The organism is Shouchella oshimensis (assembly GCF_004375095.1).
In the GTDB taxonomy this organism is placed as follows: domain Bacteria; phylum Bacillota; class Bacilli; order Bacillales; family Bacillaceae_D; genus Shouchella; species Shouchella oshimensis.
The window spans coordinates 925,831-946,273 of sequence record NZ_SNUX01000002.1; the positions used below are offsets into that span (position 1 = coordinate 925,831).

At 40.0% G+C, this 20,443-nt stretch carries 23 protein-coding genes; 16 read left to right on the top strand and 7 right to left on the bottom strand.

The features are described from left to right. Positions 1–22: 22 nt before the first annotated feature. The gene (locus tag E2L03_RS10575) at positions 23–964 is read left to right on the top strand and encodes an NAD-dependent epimerase/dehydratase family protein (RefSeq protein WP_134259149.1); all 942 of its coding nucleotides are present in this window, start codon (positions 23–25) and stop codon (positions 962–964) included. Here the strand turns inward: E2L03_RS10575 and E2L03_RS10580 are convergent. The 4 genes from E2L03_RS10580 to E2L03_RS10595 all read right to left on the bottom strand — a co-directional run bounded on the left by E2L03_RS10580 (position 959) and on the right by E2L03_RS10595 (position 4,134). Further along, a complete protein-coding gene (locus E2L03_RS10580) occupies positions 959–1,609 on the bottom strand; it encodes a DUF6944 family repetitive protein (protein ID WP_095149774.1) in 651 nt (216 codons plus the stop codon). The two genes, E2L03_RS10575 and E2L03_RS10580, sit on opposite strands and share 6 nt — an antisense overlap. Positions 1,610–1,714: 105 nt before the next feature. After that, positions 1,715–2,098: a thiol-disulfide oxidoreductase DCC family protein gene (locus E2L03_RS10585; protein ID WP_038485324.1), complete on the bottom strand. Its 384-nt coding sequence runs from the start codon at positions 2,096–2,098 to the stop codon at positions 1,715–1,717. A 42-nt stretch (positions 2,099–2,140) separates the two neighbouring features. Next, positions 2,141–3,154, bottom strand: coding sequence for a Gfo/Idh/MocA family protein (locus E2L03_RS10590; protein WP_038477701.1), 1,014 nt, complete (start codon positions 3,152–3,154; stop codon positions 2,141–2,143). Positions 3,155–3,231: 77 nt separating this feature from the next. Continuing rightward, a complete protein-coding gene (locus tag E2L03_RS10595) occupies positions 3,232–4,134 on the bottom strand; it encodes a helix-turn-helix domain-containing protein (RefSeq protein WP_051667364.1) in 903 nt (300 codons plus the stop codon). Positions 4,135–4,245: 111 nt separating this feature from the next. Between E2L03_RS10595 and E2L03_RS10600 the strand changes: the two genes are divergently transcribed. The 5 genes from E2L03_RS10600 to E2L03_RS20410 all read left to right on the top strand — a co-directional run bounded on the left by E2L03_RS10600 (position 4,246) and on the right by E2L03_RS20410 (position 9,238). Continuing rightward, the gene (locus E2L03_RS10600; RefSeq protein WP_134259150.1) at positions 4,246–4,998 is read left to right on the top strand and encodes a sugar phosphate isomerase/epimerase family protein; all 753 of its coding nucleotides are present in this window, start codon (positions 4,246–4,248) and stop codon (positions 4,996–4,998) included. Between the two features lie 12 nt (positions 4,999–5,010). Continuing rightward, on the top strand, positions 5,011–6,117 hold the full coding sequence (locus E2L03_RS10605; RefSeq protein ID WP_055735691.1) for a Gfo/Idh/MocA family protein: 1,107 nt from the start codon (positions 5,011–5,013) through the stop codon (positions 6,115–6,117). Positions 6,118–6,236: 119 nt separating this feature from the next. Further along, positions 6,237–7,802 (top strand): acetate--CoA ligase, encoded by a 1,566-nt coding sequence (locus tag E2L03_RS10610; RefSeq protein WP_243839521.1) that lies wholly within the window; start codon positions 6,237–6,239, stop codon positions 7,800–7,802. A 263-nt stretch (positions 7,803–8,065) separates the two neighbouring features. Further along, a complete protein-coding gene (manA, locus tag E2L03_RS10615) occupies positions 8,066–9,040 on the top strand; it encodes a mannose-6-phosphate isomerase, class I (RefSeq protein WP_055735722.1) in 975 nt (324 codons plus the stop codon). A gap of 27 nt (positions 9,041–9,067) precedes the next feature. Beyond that, positions 9,068–9,238 (top strand): hypothetical protein, encoded by a 171-nt coding sequence (locus E2L03_RS20410; RefSeq protein ID WP_158318492.1) that lies wholly within the window; start codon positions 9,068–9,070, stop codon positions 9,236–9,238. Between the two features lie 7 nt (positions 9,239–9,245). Here the strand turns inward: E2L03_RS20410 and E2L03_RS10620 are convergent, their stop codons facing one another. Beyond that, positions 9,246–10,763, bottom strand: a complete 1,518-nt coding sequence (locus tag E2L03_RS10620) for a BCCT family transporter (protein WP_134259151.1) — start codon at positions 10,761–10,763, stop codon at positions 9,246–9,248. Between the two features lie 215 nt (positions 10,764–10,978). Here E2L03_RS10620 and E2L03_RS10625 point away from each other — a divergent pair, with 215 nt between their 5' ends. The 9 genes from E2L03_RS10625 to E2L03_RS10665 all read left to right on the top strand — a co-directional run bounded on the left by E2L03_RS10625 (position 10,979) and on the right by E2L03_RS10665 (position 18,146). Then, entirely contained in the window at positions 10,979–11,821 is an 843-nt protein-coding gene (locus E2L03_RS10625) for an ABC transporter ATP-binding protein (RefSeq protein WP_038477717.1), read from the top strand. After that, positions 11,754–12,542, top strand: coding sequence for an ABC transporter permease (locus tag E2L03_RS10630; protein ID WP_055735695.1), 789 nt, complete (start codon positions 11,754–11,756; stop codon positions 12,540–12,542). Before E2L03_RS10625 ends, E2L03_RS10630 begins: the two co-directional genes overlap by 68 nt. Before the next feature lie 15 nt (positions 12,543–12,557). Continuing rightward, the gene (locus E2L03_RS10635; protein ID WP_134259152.1) at positions 12,558–13,529 is read left to right on the top strand and encodes an ABC transporter substrate-binding protein; all 972 of its coding nucleotides are present in this window, start codon (positions 12,558–12,560) and stop codon (positions 13,527–13,529) included. A gap of 98 nt (positions 13,530–13,627) precedes the next feature. Further along, positions 13,628–14,128, top strand: a complete 501-nt coding sequence (locus E2L03_RS10640) for a DUF1648 domain-containing protein (RefSeq protein ID WP_134259153.1) — start codon at positions 13,628–13,630, stop codon at positions 14,126–14,128. Positions 14,129–14,234: 106 nt separating this feature from the next. Next, complete coding sequence (gene rfbA / locus E2L03_RS10645; RefSeq protein WP_038485333.1) at positions 14,235–15,104, top strand: glucose-1-phosphate thymidylyltransferase RfbA; 870 nt, start codon at positions 14,235–14,237, stop codon at positions 15,102–15,104. Between the two features lie 3 nt (positions 15,105–15,107). Then, a complete protein-coding gene (rfbC, locus tag E2L03_RS10650; protein WP_038477729.1) occupies positions 15,108–15,653 on the top strand; it encodes a dTDP-4-dehydrorhamnose 3,5-epimerase in 546 nt (181 codons plus the stop codon). Between the two features lie 12 nt (positions 15,654–15,665). Next, the gene (gene rfbB / locus E2L03_RS10655) at positions 15,666–16,652 is read left to right on the top strand and encodes a dTDP-glucose 4,6-dehydratase (RefSeq protein WP_134259154.1); all 987 of its coding nucleotides are present in this window, start codon (positions 15,666–15,668) and stop codon (positions 16,650–16,652) included. Next, a complete protein-coding gene (gene rfbD / locus E2L03_RS10660; protein WP_038477734.1) occupies positions 16,649–17,503 on the top strand; it encodes a dTDP-4-dehydrorhamnose reductase in 855 nt (284 codons plus the stop codon). The genes rfbB and rfbD overlap by 4 nt, the downstream gene beginning before the upstream one ends. 73 nt (positions 17,504–17,576) lie before the next feature. Next, complete coding sequence (locus tag E2L03_RS10665; RefSeq protein WP_051667366.1) at positions 17,577–18,146, top strand: VanZ family protein; 570 nt, start codon at positions 17,577–17,579, stop codon at positions 18,144–18,146. 86 nt (positions 18,147–18,232) lie between these two features. Here the strand turns inward: E2L03_RS10665 and E2L03_RS10670 are convergent, their stop codons facing one another. After that, entirely contained in the window at positions 18,233–18,913 is a 681-nt protein-coding gene (locus E2L03_RS10670; protein ID WP_134259155.1) for a 6TM ABC transporter family protein, read from the bottom strand. Positions 18,914–19,048: 135 nt separating this feature from the next. On the opposite strand from E2L03_RS10670, the gene E2L03_RS10675 reads away from it, so the two are divergent. Further along, positions 19,049–19,300 carry an HPr family phosphocarrier protein gene (locus tag E2L03_RS10675; protein ID WP_038477740.1) on the top strand — a complete coding sequence of 84 codons (252 nt, stop codon included), beginning with the start codon at positions 19,049–19,051 and terminating at the stop codon, positions 19,298–19,300. Positions 19,301–19,353: 53 nt separating this feature from the next. Here E2L03_RS10675 and E2L03_RS10680 read toward each other — a convergent pair whose 3' ends face one another. Next, positions 19,354–20,259, bottom strand: coding sequence for a phosphotransferase enzyme family protein (locus tag E2L03_RS10680; RefSeq protein ID WP_124741565.1), 906 nt, complete (start codon positions 20,257–20,259; stop codon positions 19,354–19,356). Positions 20,260–20,443 lie beyond the last annotated feature (184 nt).

Below are 20,443 nucleotides of genomic sequence, written 5' to 3' on the forward strand. Positions count from 1 at the left end.
TGGTCAGAAAAGGGGATGTAGGATGAAACAAGTAACGGTTTTAGGGGCAACAGGAGGAGTTGGCTATGCTTTAACAAAGGAATTGTTAAGTCGAGGAATAGAAGTGGTCGCATTTGCAAGAACAAAAAGCAAACTAACTGCTTTGTTTGGGGAGGAAAAAAAGGTAAAACTTATTTCAGGAAATGTATTAAATGAAACCGATCTCATTGAAGCGATTAGAGGATCAGATGCCGTCTATCATGCCGTTAATTTCCCTTATCAGCAATGGGAAAAAAAGCAGATGGTCTTTCTTAATCGGTTAATAGCTCTTGCTGAAAATATAAACATAAGCTTAATACTTTGTGACAATATTTATGCTTATGGTGATAAAGATAGCTATGTAGCAGAAACGTCAAAAAAAGAGCCTTCCACGAAAAAAGGAAACATTCGTTTGGAAATGGAGCAACGGTTATTGGAGAGCACTATACCGACACTTATCGTTCATCTGCCTGACTTGTATGGTCCCAATGCAGTAAATACGCTGTTGCATGAAACACTGCGCAATGCTGTGATAGGAAAGAAAGCCAACTACATTGGCTGTCCAACAGTCGAACGAGAATTTCTTTATACGCTTGACGCGGCTAAGGCGATTGTCGAACTCTCCTTGCGTAGCCGTGTGTACAATCAAGTTTGGAATGTAAGCGGTGTGTTAATAAGAGGGAAAGATCTATTTCAGCTTATTCGGAGAGAAACTAGGACCACAAAAGAGTTTCGCGTTGTAAAGAAAAGAATGATCCAGTTTTTAGGTATTTTTTCACCTCAAATGAGAGAGCTTGTTGAAATGATGTATCTAACTGAACGTCCTGTTTATTTGAACGGTGAGAAATTAGCTAAAGAGTTGGACTCTTGGCTGACAACATCCTTTAAAATTGGCTTGAGAGAAACGATTGATGGATTAAGGAACGAAAGCATTCACACATTATAAAAAGCGCTCGCCTCCCTCATAAAAAAGCCCAGTTAAGACTGCACCGATTGCTTGAAGGATTGTGCCAATTTCGTAAAAGGCTTCGCCATTTCCTTCGCGAAGCTCTGTGATGCCAGCAAAGGCTTCAAAGCCGTTCCCAAAAAGTTGTAACAGCGCAGAATAGATTGTGTAGACTTGAAAGCGCGTAGGATTTTCCGGTGGATCAACACCAAAAAGAGCATAAGAAGTACCAAGCGCTTCTGTGAGTGAACCTTTGACTTCGGTCTGTAAGACTTCCGTTTCTGTTAAGTTGCCAATATCCGCATAGAGAGCAAACAACGTACCAATTGTAATAATATAGCTTCCATATTTATCGGGTCCGCCTGTTACAAACCCTTCTGCGACTAATGCATTACCTGTTGCTTCAAGAGTGTTGCCATAAATAGAGAAATTCGAACGAAGTGCGTCTTCTAAGTCTGCTTGTGTTGTGGATGCGATCGCATTGAAGATCGTTCCAACTGCAGTCACCCATAACCCAAAAAAGATAAGAGAATGATTGTCTTCAAGTTGATTGTCATTGGCAACTTGAGGTTGATCAGGGTAGCGCCTTTTCTTTTCATCTCGAAGTAAATCAAAAAGAGACGAAGAGCGGTTATCTGTAGACAAGGAATAACCCCTCCTTGTGTTTATAGGCTGATGAGCTATTATATGCAAAATAGGAGGAAGGGTAACGATAAAAAACGGTTTGGCACAAAATGTGCTAACCGTTTTTTAAATCGTATCAGGGCGTCTATATTCAGTTTGACCAAACCATGCGTGTCGTCGATGGGAAACAAATTGATAGACGATCTGACCGATTGCTTCAACTGCTGCTGGTCTCATTAACACGGCAACCCATATTAGACTAGGTAATGACGAAAGGATTTCACGAATGGCTGGGAAACCAACGAGCACATGGCCGTGTTTTGTTAATACATAGATTTCTTTTTCCATATCAGCAAAAAAAGTACGAGCTTTTTGCCTTGTTGAAGGTCGGACTTCTTGAACAGGGATCCAACGTAGACAATTGTCTCGATCCAAAAAACGTAAACTTTTTTTGATGTTCTGGCATAAAGGGCACTGTGCATCGTAGAAAACGGTATGTTGCTGGCTCATAATTTTCACCTCATCCATCCTGTTTCCCTTAGGGTGTTTACTTTAAACAGTCGTATGCTTTTTATTCCCTAATTCAATCCGTTTACCAGCTTCTGATGATTGAATAGCTGCCTCGTTTATACGTGTAAGTAAGCGCATATCCTCTCGAGTTATGCGTGGTTCTTCTCCGTCCTCAATGTGCGCAACCCATTGGCTCATAGCACTTGGAGCTTGCTCAGGTAAATCAGGCGTGATCCAGCCATTTTCATCTAGATGAGTAGATTGGATGCGTAATGAACGCTCTTCAACGAGAATCGTTCCATCTGTACCATGTAGTTCAAGAATAAATGGACTCTTTGATGCGATAAAACCAGCTTCAATTGTTGCGGTCGCTCCTGAAGTATAGCGAACAATTACCGTTGCATGATCATCTACAGGTCTATCTGTGTAGGATGCCATATCGGCATAAAGGGATACAGCATCGCCACCAAATCGGTTCGTTAAATAAATGGGATGCGCGCCAAGGTCAATTAAAGCACCGCCGCCACATTGTTCTTTATTGAAAAAGTGAGCAGGGAGCCATCCGTCAGGGTTTGATTCTGTAGGAAGCGCTCCACCATGCTCAAGGCGACAGCGAATCGAGGTTAGCTTCCCAAGTAGACCTTTTTGTACCGCTTGTTCTGCATAGAGATAGGTTGGATCATTTAAACGTGGTAAAGACAGCATTAACGAAACGTTGTGCTCATCCACACTAGCAAAAATGTCTTCAACATCTTCCTCCGTAAGCGCTAACACTTTTTCGGAAAAAATATGCTTCTTTGCTTTAGCTGCCGCAAGAATGACTTCTTTATGCATGGCGGTAGGTGTATCGACGATAACGGCATCAACATCTTCTCTTGATAAGGTGTACTCTAGACTGTTTTCAAAATCGACACCAAGCTCATCGGCCCATCTTTTTCCTCTGGCAGGGTCTTCATCCCAAACGACTGTAATAGCAATTGATGGATTCTTACTTGCTTCTCTAGCATAGTCATCAGCATGAACATGCCAACGGCTTAATAAGGCAACTCGTATCATTATAACTCCTCCTCGTTTTGAATTACCATTCATACTAGCTATCGATATCAAAACTGTCAAGACAAAAAAGTTTTATTTTATAATGACTTACTTGTAACTTTTTTGAAGCGCAAGGGAGATATGTGCTTTGCTTGCTTAAACTGTGAAATAAAATAACTTGTGTTTGTATAGCCAACAGAAGTGGCAATATCCGTAATCGATAAATCTGTAGTTGTAAGTAGTTTTTCGGCTTCAGTAATACGAACGTAGTTAAGTAATTCAGTAAACGATCGCCCAGTAGTGGCTTTAATTTTTCTTGAGAAATAGCTATAGCTTAAGTTACAGGCATTTGCTGCTTCTTTTGCTGTTAAAGGAGTATGGTAGTGACTTTCAATCAATTGAAAGGTTTGTCGCATAAGCTGAAGGTCATCTTCACTCAAATCATCGTTTATGCCGACGGTTATGCCAACATTCCGCCAATGTCTTAGGACAGCTAAGAAGATGGAACAAATATGAATACGGATAGCAAAATCAAACCCGAAGTCTTGCTTCGAAAACTCAGTCATAATGTTCGTAATGCTTTTAGGAATACTTGTATTAGCAATTTCTCCTTTTTGTAGAAGGGTTTGTGGGCTTGATTTACCCATTGTAAACGGTAATACATATTTAGATTCAAATAAAGAACGAGATGTAGAATATAACACTTCAGGTTCAAGTTTGATAACGATGTATTTTACGTTTTCCCCTTTCTCAGCGTAAATGCCATGGACCTCCTGAGCATTGATAATAATTAAATCACCAGGTTTGAGCCTAAATGATTGGCCGCTAACAAACACATACGCAGTTCCAGAGAAGCCATAAAGTAATTCGATGGCATCGTGAAAATGGGGACTTGCAATACGTCGATCTGGGAGGCTTTCTTCAATGTGACAATGAATCGGTTGTTTGATTTCATTTTCAAGTAATTTTTTTTCCTTGTATGCTTTACTTTGATCAAACATAAAAAGGCTCCTTCATGACAAAAATTTTATATAATTGAATAGTTTTAGTATATAATCAATTAGTGAGACATGGTAGTCTAATATTAGATTCAGTACATTGGAGGTGGATTGATGCCAAAAATTGGGCTGCAACTTTATTCTATAAAAGAACGATGTGCAGAGGATTTTTTTGGTGCGTTAGAGAAGGTTGCGGAAGCAGGCTATGATGGCGTTGAATTTGCAGGGTATTATGAGAAAACAAGCAAAGATCTCTTTAATACGTTAAAAGGTATCGGTTTACAAGCAGCAGGCAGTCATATATCAATTGAACAGCTTGAATCAAATCTAAACCATGTAATTGAGTACTCACACAAAATTGAAAGCCCTTACATCATTTGTCCAGGTTTACCTGATTCGTACCGAGATAGCGCCGATGCTTATAAACGAACGGCAGAGTTATTTACTAAAATAGGTGAGAAAACATCAGAGGCAGGCATCGCATTTGGCTATCATAATCATGATATTGAATTGAAGAAATTCGAAGGCGAATACGGGTTAGATTTGCTCTTTCGCTATTCAGATCCAAAAGCTGTATTTATGGAATTGGATACCTTCTGGCTAGAAGCAACAGGGTTAAAATCTGTTGATTGGATTCGCAAATATAAAGAACGTGTGAAGTTACTTCATATGAAAGATATGAATAATGCCGAAGACTTGAAAAATGTAGAGGTTGGATCAGGCATAATGGATTTTCATGCTATTCACCAAACGGCAAAAGCATACCAAGTTGACTGGTATACAGTGGAGCAAGAGGAATTTGATAAGGATGAGTTTGTCTCAATAAAAGAAAGTGCTACATTTTTGCAACAACTACTTAAAGCATAGAGGTGATGATGAATGGAAAACCGCACAATTCGAATTGGAATAATTGGTTGTGGTGGTATTGCGAATGGGAAACAAATGCCAAGCCTGGTTAAGCAAAAAGGAGTTGAACTTGTTGCCTTTTGCGATATTGTGAAAGAAAAAGCAGAGAAAGCGGCTGCTGATTATGGTGTTGAAGGCGCAGATGTTTACACGGATTACCAAGAATTATTAAAAGATACATCAATAGAAGTTATTCATGTATGTACACCGAATAAATCTCATGCACCTATTTCCATCGCTGCTCTTGAATCAGGGAAACATGTTCTTTGTGAAAAGCCTATGGCTAAAACAGCTGCTGAAGCAAGGGAAATGGTTGAAACGGCAAAACGTACAGGTAAGAAATTAACAATTGGTTACGACAACCGCTATCGTCCAGATTCACAGTACTTAAAGCAGCTAGCAGAAGAAGGCGAATTTGGGGATATTTATTTTGCCAAGGCTCATGCGATCCGTCGTCGGGCAGTTCCCACTTGGGGCGTGTTTTTAAATGAAGAAGAACAAGGCGGGGGCCCGTTAATTGATATTGGTACACATGCACTTGATCTAACGCTTTGGACACTGAATAACTACAAAGTTAAAAGTGTTGTTGGAAACGTGTACTATAAATTATCAGATACAGAAAATGCTGCAAATGCGTTTGGACCTTGGGACCCTAAAGAATTTACTGTTGAAGATTCTGCCTTTGCTTTTATTACAATGGAAAATGGAGCAACGGTCACATTAGAAGCAAGCTGGGCGTTAAATACGTTAGATGTGGATGAAGCGAAAACGACCCTTTGCGGTACTAAAGCAGGTGCAGATATGCGCGATGGTCTGCGAATAAATGGTGAGAAATTGAGCCGCTTGTATGTAACAAAGCCGGACCTACAAGCTGGAGGTGTTGCGTACTACGATGGTGGCAGTGAAACGCAAGCAGACAAAGAAGCTAGACTGTGGATAGATGCGATTCGAAATGACACAGAGCCAGTTGTGAAAGCGGAGCAAGCGCTTGTTGTAAGCGAAATTCTAGAAGCGATTTACGAGTCAGCTAAAACTGGGAAAGCGATTTACTTTAATGAGAAAAATCAAGCTCTCGTCTAACGAGTAGAGCAGGTCGGGTTTAAACCGACCTGTTTTTTTCTTTGTAAACATGAAGAGTGTTTTATTCTTTAAAAAAAACTGAATTATTTATATAATGAATACAAAGAGGGGTGATAAGAGTGGTACAGGACACATTAGTTATTCCTGAACAGTACAATGTAGCCGTTGAAGTGGAGAAGAATGCGAACATGAATCAGAAAGCAATACTATGGCGAGGTCAGAATGGCAAGCAGGTTGAATGGACATACAAGAGATTAATTGAATCCATGAACCAATATGCGAATACGTTCGCGTCTCTTGGATTATGTAAAGGAGACCGGGTTCTATTGTTATTTCCGCGTGTTCCAGAGGCGTACGCCACTTATTTAGCCTGTATAAAAGCTGGATTGGTTATCATTCCTTGCTCTGGTATGCTCCGTGCAAAGGATTTAACCTATCGAGTCCAACATGCAGAAGCCGCTGCTGTTATTGCTTATACTGGCTTAACAGAGGAAGTTGACAAAATGGATCCTACTCCGACATTGAAGGTTAAGCTAGTCGTTGGCAATCAAAAAAGTGGTTGGGAAGATTTACGTTCGTTAGCAAAAAATGAAAGCGTTTCCTTTGAGTGTAGCACGCACAAAGATGATCTTGCTTTTCTACCCTATACGTCTGGTACAACGGGAAATCCAAAAGCAGTTGTACATACACATAGCTGGGCTTATGCCCACCTTCGAACGGCTGCAACTGAATGGCTTGGAGTGAAGTCACATGATGTTGTATGGGCAACGGCTGCACCTGGATGGCAAAAGTGGGTATGGAGTCCGTTTTTATCCGTTATTGGAAAAGGAGCAACAGCCTTTATCTATGACGGATCATTTGATGCCAAAACGTATTTATCTCTTATCGAGGAGCATAACGTTTCTGTTTTTTGTGCTACACCGACCGAGTATCGAATGTTAGCAAAAGAAGAGACGTTACCTTCGTATCGTTTGTCTTCCATTCGTGAAGCTGTTTCAGCAGGGGAACCACTTAACCGAGCTGTAATCACTACCTTTAAAGAGTTGTTTGATATTACCGTTCGAGACGGTTATGGACAAACGGAAAACACGCTGTTAATCGGCACAATGATTGGTATGGAAGCGAGACCTGGATCAATGGGGAAGCCTACAGTAGGGAATGGCGTTACTATTATTAATGAAGATGGACGAGAAACAGAAGTAGAAGAAATAGGCATGATTGCCGTTCATAAAGATTCACCAGCGCTGTTTAAACGATATGATAAAGATGAAGAAAGGACGAAAGCATCTTTTTTAGAAGATTATTATGTAACAGGTGATCAAGCAAGAAGAGATAAGGACGGCTATTTTTGGTTTGAAGGAAGAGGGGACGATATTATTATCTCTTCTGGGTACACAATTGGTCCGTTTGAGGTGGAAGATGCGTTAACAAAACATCCTGCAGTAAAAGAATGCGCAGTTGTCGCAAGTCCTGATGAAATAAGAGGGAGTATCGTGAAAGCATATGTTGTGCTTAATAAAGAACCGGCTTCATTAGACGAACTCACCAGTACATTGCAAGAGTTTGTGAAGCAAGAAACAGCGCCATACAAATACCCTCGTCAAATTGAATATATTAAAGAACTGCCAAAAACAATATCAGGAAAAACAAGAAGAGTAGAGTTACGTATGCGGGAACAAGGATAAGGAGTAGTGACCCTAATTAGGGCTGTGTGATAAGGGTGAGAACCTTCGAGCATAGCTCTTTTTTTAATGATTGAAGAAGAATAAAATGAATTCAAGCTTTCACTTAAACCGAGCTTTGATCATGTTAAGCAGATGTATCCGAACGACATCGAGGTTGAGTAACTGTGGATTTTTCCGTTTTAAAGCGAAGGAGAAAGCTCTCTACAGATGATGAGGAAACAAGTATGGCAAAGACAAAGAATATGGTAGTCTTAAAGAGAGAAATGGTAGAAGGAGTGAGTGAGTTGACAACAGAACCATTATTTTTTTCACCCGTTCTGCAAGAGAGAATTTGGGGAGGACAAAAGTTAGCCCAATTCGGGTATGATTTACCTAGTTTACATACAGGAGAGTGTTGGGGAATATCCGCGCATCCAAATGGATTAAGTACAGTTCGTAATGGGCACTTTAAGGGAAAGTCATTGCTTGAGCTATGGGAAAATCATGAGGAGCTTTTTGGAGGTAACACAAAAGGAAGTTTTCCACTATTGGTTAAACTGTTAGATGCCTCGGCGGATTTGTCTGTTCAGGTTCATCCGAACGATGCCCAAGCGGCGGAGCTTGAAGAAAATGAAGCATATGGAAAAACCGAGTGTTGGTATGTCATTGAAGCAGAAGAAAATGCGGAACTTATTATTGGTCATACAGCACAATCAAAAGCGGAATTTAATGAAAAAATTGAAGCCGGAGAATGGAATGAATTATTTAATCGGATTCCAATTCAATCTGGAGACTTTTTTCACGTTCCTAGCGGGACAATTCATGCGATTGGAGCAGGGACCCTTATTTTAGAAACGCAGCAAAGTTCAGATACAACCTATCGTGTATACGATTTTGATCGTACAGATGAAAAAGGAAATAAGCGTCCATTGCATCTTGAGAAAGCGAAGCAAGTAACGCGAATCCCAGATAAAAAAGCACAAACACAAACAAAAACAGTAAGAAAAGATAAGGGTTGCACAATCACAGAACTGATTGCATCAGCCTATTTTACAGTGTACCACGGTCAAATTACATCTCATTGGAATGCGTCTATTGCAGCCGATTACCTCTTATTATCTGTAATTAAAGGATCTGGAGAATTAATGGTGCGAGATAAGTCTTATCCATTAAAAAAGGGAGACCACTTGCTTTTACCAGTAAATGCAACAACGTTTGAGATAAATGGAGAGCTAGACATCATCGCTAGCCATGCGTAAAAAATGAAGTGATAGGGGGATATAAACATGAATGGCTCGCTTATCATCGGCATGTTAGTCGGGATTGTCTTAGGGTTTATAGCAGCTGGATCCCTCGGTGCTTTAATAGGGTTATGTGCAGGTATTCTTTTTCATATTGCGAACGGGCTTGATTCCTTAAATCAATTCATAAAAGAAAAGGAAAAAAGAAGCGAATGAGGGTGCCTCATTTCGCTTCTTTTTTCTGTTGCATGTTTAATAATCGTTTTGCCGTTATGGGTGCTAGCCAGAGTGTTGGCAGCATAAACAGAGAGACCGGAACAGCTGTAAGAACGATGAAAGACTGAAGCGAGTCAATGCTACCTTCACCAATATAAAGAAGTGCTACAGCAACGGCTCCGAAAATGATTGCCCAAAAAATACGGATAAATCGATCTGGTGTTTCCTTCCCAGTTAGAATAATTGAAATGGAATAAGAAATTGAATCTGCCGTTGTTGCTACAAATATGCATGTGACAAAAATGAATAAAAATGCAAACATAGCACCTAGTGGTAGCTGATTAACAATGGCAAAGATGGAAGCAGGAAGCCCACCTTCATTTAATGGATTACTAACAGATCCAGGTTCATTGATTTCGTAAAAAATTCCTGTACCTCCAACGACAGTAAACCAGAAGTTTGTCACAACAGGTGCTAAAAATGCAACCGTTAAGAATAGCTCACGTATGGTTCTTCCGTCGGATATTCTAGAAATGAAGATTGCCATAATCGGCCCATATCCAATAAACCACCCCCAGAAGAATAGAGTCCAGCCTGAAAGCCATCCTTCATCTCCTCTATACAAGCTCATTGGTAAGAAGTTTTGCACGTAAGAGCCATAGCTCGATACAAATGAATCAATAATAAAACGGGCTGGCCCCAGAATTAAAATGGCAATAGCAAGAATCACTGTAATCATGACGTTAAAGCGACTTAACCACTGAATTCCTTTGTGGATTCCAGTTGCTGCTGATACTGCTGCAATCCCCACCAAAAAGAAAATCATTGCAAAATGAATAGCGAACGTATCTGGGAAGCCAAAAAGCATATTTAATCCATATCCAGCTTGTAATCCTAGAAATCCAATTGGCCCGATTGTACCTGCACAAGCGGCTAAAATTGAAAAGACATCAATTAGTGTGCCTAAGACACTTTTGTGCATAATCTTTTCTCCAAAGATTGGATATAACAACGCTCGTGGTTTAAGGGGCTGTCCTTTCTTTTTTGCATACATGAGAACAACAACGCCAAGAGTACCTAAAATACTCCAAGCAAGAAAGCCCCAATGCAAGAAGCCAGTCGATAAGCCAGCCTGAATGGCTGTAGCTGTACTACCGGTCTCACTATACATAGGTGGCGTATCTAAATAATGATACATAGGTTCGGCTGCTGCCCAAAATACCCCACCGCCAGCGAGAAGGGTAATCATGATCATTGAAAACCATTTAAAGAAAGAAAACGTTGGCTTGGAAGAGTCGCCTAATCGTACCTTCCCTAGTTCGGTCAAGCTCATAAAGACGGCGATTAGAAATGTAAGAATCATCAGTACTTGCCAAAACGCACCAAAGTTTAACGATGACCAGGCAAATGCTGTATTAATTAGATTACCGACGAAGTCTGCATTTGCGAGTGAAGCAATAACAAATACAAGTAAGAAACCACCAGATATCGCAAAAACAGGCCAGTCTAGTTTTAAATTTCTCAATTGTTCCTCCTAAATTCAGTCATAAGTTTCGAATCTTACCATATATCCATAGCTGTGACAAGCAACTATAAGAGATCCCATTATGTGGTACGAAAAACACGATTTTGTTCGATGTAGACGATTCTAATTGACGATTTTCTTGACTTCCCTTACACTTAAAAAAACTATAATTCTTATTATATTAGTAGGTATTATTGGTATTTGGGGGTGGAAAGATGCAAATTCAATTAAAACATGTAGAGAAATCTTTCGAAAAAAATAAAAAACAATCGCTACATGTATTAAGCGATATTAATCTAACCATTAATGAAGGAGATTTTATTTCATTATTAGGTCCTTCTGGTTGTGGAAAATCAACGATCCTTAATCTAATTGCCGGACTTGATACACCCTCTACTGGAGAAGTCATTGCAGGTGGGAAACAGGTGAAAAAACCAGGCAATGACAGAGTGGTTGTCTTTCAAGAAGCTGGCCTTTTTCCATGGATGAACGTCCTTGACAATGTGACGTACGGTTTACGACTGAAAGGGATATCAAAAGCAGAAAGTGAAGAAAAGGCGATCGAGGGATTGAAAACGGTGCATTTAGGGAATTTCACTAAATCGTTTCCACATGAGCTTTCTGGGGGAATGAAGCAGCGGGTGGCGATTGCTCGGGCACTCGTTATGGATCCAGATATTTTATTAATGGATGAACCGTTTGCTGCGTTAGATGAACAAACACGAATGGTCTTGCATAAAGAATTGCTAGAAATTTGGGCAAATACAGGTAAAACCATTCTATTCATTACTCATAATATTCGGGAAGCGGTGATGCTTTCCAATCGAATTGTTCTTATGGGGACGCGTCCAGGAAAAATAAAACGAGAGTTCCCTGTTCAAGCTGCACTCCCAAGAGATCCTGCTGACAGCAATTTAGTTGATTTAGAACGAAGAATATTAGCTGAACTTGAAGAAGAAATGGAGAAAGTGTTAAAGGAGGAGTTTGGAGATGACTACAGCTATAAGACGGATCGTATTCATCGCGATGATCGTGGCTATATGGGAGATAACATCTAGGGTAGGTAACTTCCCACCAGGCTCATTTCCACCTTTACTATTTCCGTTAGATCCCGGTGGTACAACGGTTATAAATACATTTGTAAGTGGACTCATTTCTGGACAGATTTTAACAGCCACAGGAATTACATTAGGACGATTGTTACTCGGGTTTACCATTGCCATTATTGTCGGTCTTACATTAGGATACTTAATTGCTCGATATAAGCTCGTTGATGATACCCTTGGCTTTTTAGTAACGGCACTTCAATCAATACCAAGTATTGTCTGGCTCCCACTTGCTATTATTTGGTTTGGATACGGAAACGCCTCTTTACTATTTATCGTTACAATAGGGGCTACATGGACGGTCACAGTTAGTTCGAGCACGGGCTTTAAAAATGTTCCGACTCTCTATATGAACGTTGCCAAAACCCTCGGATCAAGAGGAAGTCATTTATTGCGAACGGTCATTTTACCCGCTTCAGTCCCTCATCTCATTTCAGGTGTACGGACAGCATGGGCATTTGCGTGGCGTGCTATTATGGCCGGCGAACTATTTGTAGCTGCTGGTGGTCTTGGCTATTTATTAACAGTTGGCCGTTCGCTTGGTCAAATGGATTTAGTGCTTTCTGTGATGATTGTTATTGGTATTATTGGAACTATTGTTGATAACCTTGTTTTTTTACGTGTAGAGAGATCGGTACAGAAGAAATGGGGACTAAAACCAGGTTTACATTAAAAGGAGAGACATGCTATGAAAAAAGTAATACAAGGATCTTTACTTGCTTTAGGAGCTGGCATTACACTTACAGCTTGCGGTAATAGTGCGACGGAAGGGGAAGTACGCATTGCTTATTTTCCTAACTTGACACATATTTCTACCATTGTTGCGTTAGAAAATGGCTATTTTGAAGAAGAATTTGGTGAAGATGCTCGTTTTACAACAATGACTGTACCAGACGGAGCGCAATTTATGGAGGCAATGTCGGCAAATGAAATTGACATCGGTACAGTGGGACCAGTACCAGCAATGAATACGTACACAAGAAATCCAAGCCATTCCATTATTGCAGGAGCTGTGAACGGTGGAGCCGTTATTATGGCTCGTGCTGATTCAGGGGTAGAGTCTGTTGCAGATTTAGCAGGAAGAAATGTTGCCATCCCGACCATTGGCTCCACTCAAGATATCATGTTACGAAAAGAATTAGCAGATGCAGGTATTGACGCAGACGATATTAATTTTGTTCCGCAAGCACCGGCAGATACATCGATTTTATTTTCACAAGGTGACGCAGATGCTGCTGCCACTCAAGAGCCTTGGGGGAGCTTTCTTGCAGATAATTTAGACGCTGCTTTTCTAGTTGATGCAGACGAATTTGCTTGGGGAGAGGATTCCACTAATACGGTGGTAACCGCAAGTCATGAGTTTTTAGAGATTAATGAAGATTTAGCACGTGCCTACTTACGTGCACATACAGATGCGGTAGAGTTTGTCGCTAACAATCCTGATGAAGCGGCACAAATCTTCGTAGACCATATTCAAAGAGAAACTGGGAACGAATTAGACTACGACGAAATACGTCTTTCTCTTGAACGCTTATTCCCAACTGTGGACGTAAATGAACAGGTGCTTCAAGAAATGGCTGCTATTAGTGAAGAAGCAGGGCAAATGGCTAGTACGGACATTGATGGTCTTGTAGATTTACAGTATTTAGAAAATGAATAACGAATAAAAACGCTTTGGCGAAAGCTAAGGCGTTTTTATTTTATAAAAATGAAACGTTGAGCAAACGGAGGCGTACATTAGGTAGGGGGGAGTTGTATATGATTAAAAGAGAGGTATCAAATGTTCGGGCAACGAGACTTGAAAAAGGGATGACGACGATAGCCGCTTTATTATTAATAGTTCTTTGGGTTCTGTTTATCATTATCTATCCTAAGTTGCCGACGGAGGTACCCATTCATTCAGCTTCGTTTACTTCACAGGCTTATACATATGGCAACAAAGGATTATTCTTCTTACTGCCAGTTCTCACAACAGGTCTTTCACTTATGCTGTTTGCAGTACGTTTTGTTCCTTCACTCTTTAATTTTCCAATTAAAGTAACAGAGGAGAACAGTACGATCCTTATACAGTTAACACGAAATATGGTCGCTCAAACGAATGTCATCATAGTGATGTTATTTTTATGTGTATTGATCGATTTTTCATTTGTTGCATTTGATCAACCGATAGCTGGACTTGACTTCCTTTTAATTGGATTGCTTGTGTATTTAGTGGCACTTATTTTCTATTATTTCGTTATCGTCCTAAAGAAAGGCTGACGTCAAATCCAAGTGAAAACGAAAAAATCTGCATAAATGATGCAGTTTTTTTGTTTTGCTTGCATAGATTCCTCTATATGGATTTTTTCTAAGGGCGGTGGTTAATCTGAAAGGAATTATACTGGCAGGAGGAAGTGGAACAAGGCTTTACCCTATAACGAAAGCTACGTCCAAACAGTTACTTCCAATCTATGATAAACCAATGATTTATTACACCTTGTCGTTACTTATGCTCGCAGGCATTCGAGAATTTCTAGTTATTTCCACACCGGCAGATACTGGTCGCTACAAGCAAGTGTTAGGGGATGGTGCTCAGCTCGGCATTTCAATTCAGTATGAAATTCAACCAGAACCTGGAGGATTAGCGCAAGCGTTTATTATTGGTGAGAGGTTCATAGGGACATCCAATGTCACCCTTGTATTAGGGGATAATTTGTTTTACGGGCATGGTTTACCAGATCGGCTAAAGAGGGCAATGCAACAAAACAAGGGAGCAACCGTATTCGGCTATTACGTAAGCGATCCAGAGCGCTTCGGTGTTGTTGATTTTAATGAGGAAGGTGAAGCCATTTCCATTGAAGAAAAACCTGCTCACCCGAAATCAAATTATGCAGTAACAGGGCTTTATGTCTTCGATCATCGTGTTGTTGAGTATGCAAAAGCAATCAAGCCATCAGCTCGAGGCGAATTGGAAATTACAGATGTAAATGTCATGTATTTAAATCAGGGGCAATTACATGTAGAGAAATTAGGAAGAGGAACAGCGTGGTTAGATACTGGCACCCATGAATCGCTGCTCGAAGCTTCGCAATTTATTCATACTGTGGAAAAACGTCAAAGTTTAAAGATTGCATGCATTGAGGAGATTGCTTTTCGAATGAAGTATATATCAAAAGAAGATTTACTTACACTTGCACAACCGTTAAAGAAAAATGAATATGGCCAGTATTTGTTGCGGATAGCAAAAGGAGGGTGAACAATGGAAATACATCAAACAAAACTAGAAGGTGTCTATTTACTAGAACCAAATGTGTATGCAGACGATAGAGGGTATTTCGTAGAAACGTATAACGAAAATGTGTTTAAAAAGGCAGGCATTAAAGAAGCGTTCCTACAGGATAATCAATCATTATCGAAACAAGCTGGGACGCTGAGAGGTCTCCATTATCAGTTAAACCCTAATTCACAACAAAAAGTCGTTCGATGTGTTACAGGAGCGATCTTTGATGTAGCCGTTGATATTCGACAAGAATCACCAACGTACAAACAGTGGGTAGGGGTCGTTTTAAGTGAGCACAATCAGAGACAGCTCCTCGTGCCAAAGGGATTTGCCCACGGTTTTTGCACGCTAGTTGATGATACAATCGTTGCTTATAAGGTCGATCAATTATACTCCCCACAGAATGATCGTGGCATACGCTGGAATGATCCAGAACTTGCAATTGAGTGGCCTTGTAGTCAACCGATCTTGTCTAAAAAAGACCGTGCGCATCCGTTGCTTCACAAAGCAGAAAATAATTTTTAAAGGGGAATGATCATGAATCTACTTATTACAGGAGGAGCAGGCTTTATTGGTAGTGCATTCGTACGGTTACTCGCTAAAGATTATCCAGAAGACAATCTGATTGTATATGACAAGCTAACGTATGCTGGTAATCTCGCTAATTTAAAACGAGTGCGTAACGCTATTCAATTTATACAAGGCGACATATGCGATAGTCAACAAGTAGAAAACGTATTTTCAGTTTATGACATAGATGCTGTTGTACACTTTGCTGCAGAGTCTCACGTTGATCGTAGTATTGCCGATCCAGGTGCATTTGTACATACGAATGTGTACGGCACGCAATTACTTTTACATGCAGCCAAACGCGCTGATGTGAAGAAGTTTGTACAAGTATCCACCGATGAAGTGTATGGTAGTTTAGGAGAGACCGGGCTGTTTACAGAAGATACCCCATTGCAACCGAATAGTCCTTATTCAGCAAGTAAGGCAGGCGCAGATTTATTCGCGCGCTCTTATTATGAGACATTTGGAATGAATGTAAACATTACACGGTGCTCAAATAATTATGGACCTTTCCATTTTCCTGAAAAATTAATTCCACTTATGGTGACGAATGCCTTACTAAATAAGCCGCTTCCTATTTATGGAGATGGTCATCAAGTAAGAGATTGGCTTCATGTAGACGATCATTGTCGAGGTATCAATAAAGTATTACGTGATGGCAAACCTGGTGAAGTATACAATATTGGTGGGCGAAACGAACGAACGAATATGGAGATTGTCCAACGGATCGTTCAGACTTTAGGTGTATCAGAAGCCCTTATTCATCATGTAGATGATCGACTCGGTCACGATTTTCGCTATGCCATTGATGCTTCAAAAATTGAAAGAGACCTTGGCTGGAAAGCAATGTACTCTTTTGATGAAGGGTTAGCGGAGACAATTGATTGGTATATTCAAAACAAAAAGTGGTGGCAGGATGTGTTATCAGGTGCGTATCGGAGGCATACGCTATGAAGATTCTTGTAACAGGAGCGGGAGGGCAACTAGGATCAGCTATTTTAGCCTTAGCAGCATCACAACAGATACCTTCTATTGGATTGACAAGGGAAGAGCTTGATATTACAGATGTTGGAAAGGTTGAAAGCGTGCTGAACACCATTCAACCTGATGTCATCATCCATTGTGCTGCATACACACAAGTGGACCAAGCGGAAGAGAATGAGATAGAAGCGTATCGAGTAAACGCAGCTGGAACTCGGAATCTCTGTGTTGTAGCAGAGCAACTGGGCGCGGTTTTTGTGTATGTAAGCACAGACTATGTTTTTGACGGTAGCGCAAATGAGCCAATAGACGAATGGACCCCTCCTGCGCCTCTCGGAGTATACGGGCGATCCAAGCTTGCCGGTGAACAAGCTGTTCAACACTTTCATTCAAGGTTCTTCATTGTGCGGACATCATGGGTTTTTGGTCATTATGGAAAAAACTTCGTGAAGACCATGATGGCTTTGGCCGAAAAAGAGTCTCCTTGCAAAGTTGTGGATGATCAGATAGGTTCACCAACTTATGCAACGGATCTTGCTGAAATGCTTCTCGTCCTAATCGGAACCAAACGATATGGCATTTACCATGTGTCTAATAGCGGTAACTGTTCATGGTACGAGTTTGCCCAAGAGATTTTTATGAAGCAGGGAGTTCCTCAATTAGTAAAACCTTGCACAACAATGGAATTTCCTACTGTAGCTTCCCGTCCTGCATACTCTGTATTCGCTCATAAAAATTTGCAGTTAAATGAATTCCCACCAATGCGACACTGGCGCGAGGCTGTGCATGCATTTCTTGATTGTGAAAAAGATAAGAGTTTGTGAGAAAATTTACATTTATAAACGTTTCAGTGCCAAAAAAGCGTATAATGGACGGAACAAAAAATGAGGTGAGTCTTTGTCACGTCCCATAAAAGTTACGATTTATAGCCTTTTTCTATTAATTGCTGTGTCTATTATTGCTTTTTCAAGTTCGACGCCATATGGAAATCAAGATATACGTGGTATGTTAAGTCAACTACCAATTCATTGGATTGAACAAACGAGGATTGCTCACATTTCGTTTCCATACGGTGAGCGAGTGATTAGTTTAGAGTCTTTGTCAGTAGAATCATTTGTAGAGTTTTTTCTTCGAAAAGCAGCTCATTTCTTTTCGTTTTTATTTATTGGTTTGATCGGTACACGATTGCTTGGTTATTTTACGCGTCTACGTTACGCTAGTGCATTAACGTTTCTTTTTGTTGTTTTGTACGCAAGTATAGATGAGTACAGACAGTCTTTTACCCCGGGCCGATCGCCAATGGTTGAGGATGTGCTAGTTGATACAATGGGTGGTATTGTAGGGATCTTGATTGCTATGTTTTGGATCTTATATGTACGTTCAATTAAGTCATGTAAAGTATGTGGGAATAGTCAAACAAAAACCCATGTTCATAAGAAATGGGATGATATAAGAAAACAAGCTTAGTGGTTACTCTCTCTTGTAAAGGAGGGGGTAATGTTTGTTTATACAAAAAAGACTTACCGATCACGGATCGATAAGTAGCAAGTCATTTAGGAGCTAGAGCTAACTTGTTTCTCAAACTCTGCTGCTTTTTCATACATTTTCGTAAAACGGCGTTCTCCATTGTATTGGTAAAACCGATATTGCTGAAGTACATGCTGTTGTTCCAATTCAAATAAATTGATCGCTTCTTTCATAGAGTCTGCCCGTTGACGAAGAAAATAAGTTTCGAATTTTGCTAGCGCATACGTCTTTAAATAGTACATGGGAATAGTGGTTTGGTTGCTTAGCGTTTGCTTCAGCTCCTGTTCTACTTCTCTTGCTTCTTTTAATGCTAGCGATACTTCGTGTACTTTATGATCATAGTGAAGCCACCGCTTAAACAGTTGATTCATACTCCAAATAAGAAGGAAATATACGAAAATAGGCATGCACACGAAAAGAATAAACATACTGATAAAAGAGATGAACAATACATCAATAGTTGAAAAGAGTTGATAAAGAGTGATGATCGCGGCTGAAAAAACGGTATGGAAGACAAATAGGTACACTAAGATGCAAACGGCAAACAGACTGTTTAAGTCTTTAACGTGATACAAATGGCGTAATGGACCGCGTTCAAGTTGTTTTTGTTTTGCTTCCAAATGGTTTTGTTGCGCTAGAGTGTCTTCAATCTTTTTGACTAAAGGGCTAATACGTTGAATATGGGAAAGGCATTGTGTGTCTTCCATATTGCCACCTTCCTTCTTGTCCTAGTTATTCTATACGTATGTGGAAAAGATTCTTACCATGACTGAAAAGAAACTTTCATATGAAGAAGTTTTTCGCATATATATGGAAGGGCAAATAAAGAGGAGGTAGGCTTTATGGAGAAGACAATAAAAGTAGGGTTACCCCAAGGGTTGCATGCTTCTAATGCTGCGGCACTAGTAGAAAGAGCAAGTCATTTTAAAGCTGATGTTCATTTGAAAAAAGGGAATTCTATTATTAATGTTAAGAGTATTCTTGGCTTAATGAGCATTGTGTTAAAGCTAGGAGATGAGGTTCAGTTAACGGCTGAAGGACCTGATGAGAAAGAAGCAATAGCAGCTATTGAAGATTTTCTCGCACACACATAAATGCTGAAACCGTAGGAATAGCCTACGGTTTCTTTTGTTAAGGGAGATGTTTATTAGCGAAGGTGGATAAGTTCATCAAAAAGTTGTTTGTTTTCATAGAGCCATAGAAACATGGAACGATTCTTCTCCATACGCTCTTCATCATGACTAAAGAACGCGATCAGAACGGCTTCAATACTTAAAAGCGTTAGCCAGAGAGCCTTGCGTTCTTGGATTGTGAATGGGTTTTCCTGATGGTAGGCACGGAAAAACTCTTTTATAGCTGGAAACCAACGATCCACATCTGCAGGACTTGAATAGAGATCACTTAACAGACTGGTGGCGAAGTAACATGGGTCTAAAATTCGTATATTCTCTTCCACTAATTCTAAATCAATAATTCCGCTTACTTTATCCTTGAGATAAAGAAAGTGACGATAGTGGGGATCTCGATGAATAAGCTGAGTTGGAAGTTGTTCTAACAAACGCATTTCGTCTGTAAGTTCTGTTAAGAGATGAACAACATCAAGGGCAATCGTTTCTTTCTTCATAAATGGAATAATATTATGGTATAACGATGTGTAAACGTGACGTTTCCTGAACGTATGATAGTCGCTTACTTCGAGCAACGCATTGTCTAGTTTTGCTAGTGCGTAGCCAGATTGTTTTACGAGTGCAGGCTGATCTAAAAGGGTTTCCGCTGTAAGTAAGTGACCGTCTAAATAAGAGTAAACGACATAAAAGCTGTCATTACTTTTAACGGTGAATTCATTGGAGGTTGTTTTTAAAGGAACGGGCACAGGTTGTTCTTTTCCATGCAAGTCTTGAAGAAGTTGAGCTTCCATTCGTGCTCGCTCTTGATCAGATTTCTTTTTTAAAATAAACGTTTTCTTTTGGTTTGTATAAATGTAGTCAACTCGATTTGTTAGTTTATCTGTGTATCGAATGGATAGTTGGAATGCTTGATCAATTTTTCGAATAGGTCATCCCTCGCTTAGCCGCAGAACTAAATAGATATAAAGACTATTCTAACACTATAGTCTTGGAAAAACGAAGAAACAATAGCTATTTAGACACATTTCATGAAATTAAGATGAGAGATTCATAGTTAAATCTAATTATTTGGAAATAAAAAGGAGGATTTTGGAGAATCATTGTGCAATT

Bases quoted from the DNA above. Each gene is read 5' to 3' on its own strand.
- E2L03_RS10575 (WP_134259149.1), top strand. From the start codon at position 23: ATGAAACAAGTAACGGTTTTAGGGGCAACAGGAGGAGTTGGCTATGCT.
- E2L03_RS10585 (WP_038485324.1), bottom strand. From the start codon at position 2,098: ATGAGCCAGCAACATACCGTTTTCTACGATGCACAGTGCCCTTTATGC.
- E2L03_RS10590 (WP_038477701.1), bottom strand. From the start codon at position 3,154: ATGATACGAGTTGCCTTATTAAGCCGTTGGCATGTTCATGCTGATGAC.
- E2L03_RS10595 (WP_051667364.1), bottom strand. From the start codon at position 4,134: ATGTTTGATCAAAGTAAAGCATACAAGGAAAAAAAATTACTTGAAAAT.
- E2L03_RS10600 (WP_134259150.1), top strand. From the start codon at position 4,246: ATGCCAAAAATTGGGCTGCAACTTTATTCTATAAAAGAACGATGTGCA.
- E2L03_RS10605 (WP_055735691.1), top strand. From the start codon at position 5,011: ATGGAAAACCGCACAATTCGAATTGGAATAATTGGTTGTGGTGGTATT.
- manA (WP_055735722.1), top strand. From the start codon at position 8,066: ATGGTAGAAGGAGTGAGTGAGTTGACAACAGAACCATTATTTTTTTCA.
- E2L03_RS20410 (WP_158318492.1), top strand. From the start codon at position 9,068: ATGAATGGCTCGCTTATCATCGGCATGTTAGTCGGGATTGTCTTAGGG.
- E2L03_RS10625 (WP_038477717.1), top strand. From the start codon at position 10,979: ATGCAAATTCAATTAAAACATGTAGAGAAATCTTTCGAAAAAAATAAA.
- E2L03_RS10630 (WP_055735695.1), top strand. From the start codon at position 11,754: ATGACTACAGCTATAAGACGGATCGTATTCATCGCGATGATCGTGGCT.
- E2L03_RS10635 (WP_134259152.1), top strand. From the start codon at position 12,558: ATGAAAAAAGTAATACAAGGATCTTTACTTGCTTTAGGAGCTGGCATT.
- E2L03_RS10640 (WP_134259153.1), top strand. From the start codon at position 13,628: ATGATTAAAAGAGAGGTATCAAATGTTCGGGCAACGAGACTTGAAAAA.
- rfbC (WP_038477729.1), top strand. From the start codon at position 15,108: ATGGAAATACATCAAACAAAACTAGAAGGTGTCTATTTACTAGAACCA.
- rfbB (WP_134259154.1), top strand. From the start codon at position 15,666: ATGAATCTACTTATTACAGGAGGAGCAGGCTTTATTGGTAGTGCATTC.
- rfbD (WP_038477734.1), top strand. From the start codon at position 16,649: ATGAAGATTCTTGTAACAGGAGCGGGAGGGCAACTAGGATCAGCTATT.
- E2L03_RS10670 (WP_134259155.1), bottom strand. From the start codon at position 18,913: ATGGAAGACACACAATGCCTTTCCCATATTCAACGTATTAGCCCTTTA.
- E2L03_RS10675 (WP_038477740.1), top strand. From the start codon at position 19,049: ATGGAGAAGACAATAAAAGTAGGGTTACCCCAAGGGTTGCATGCTTCT.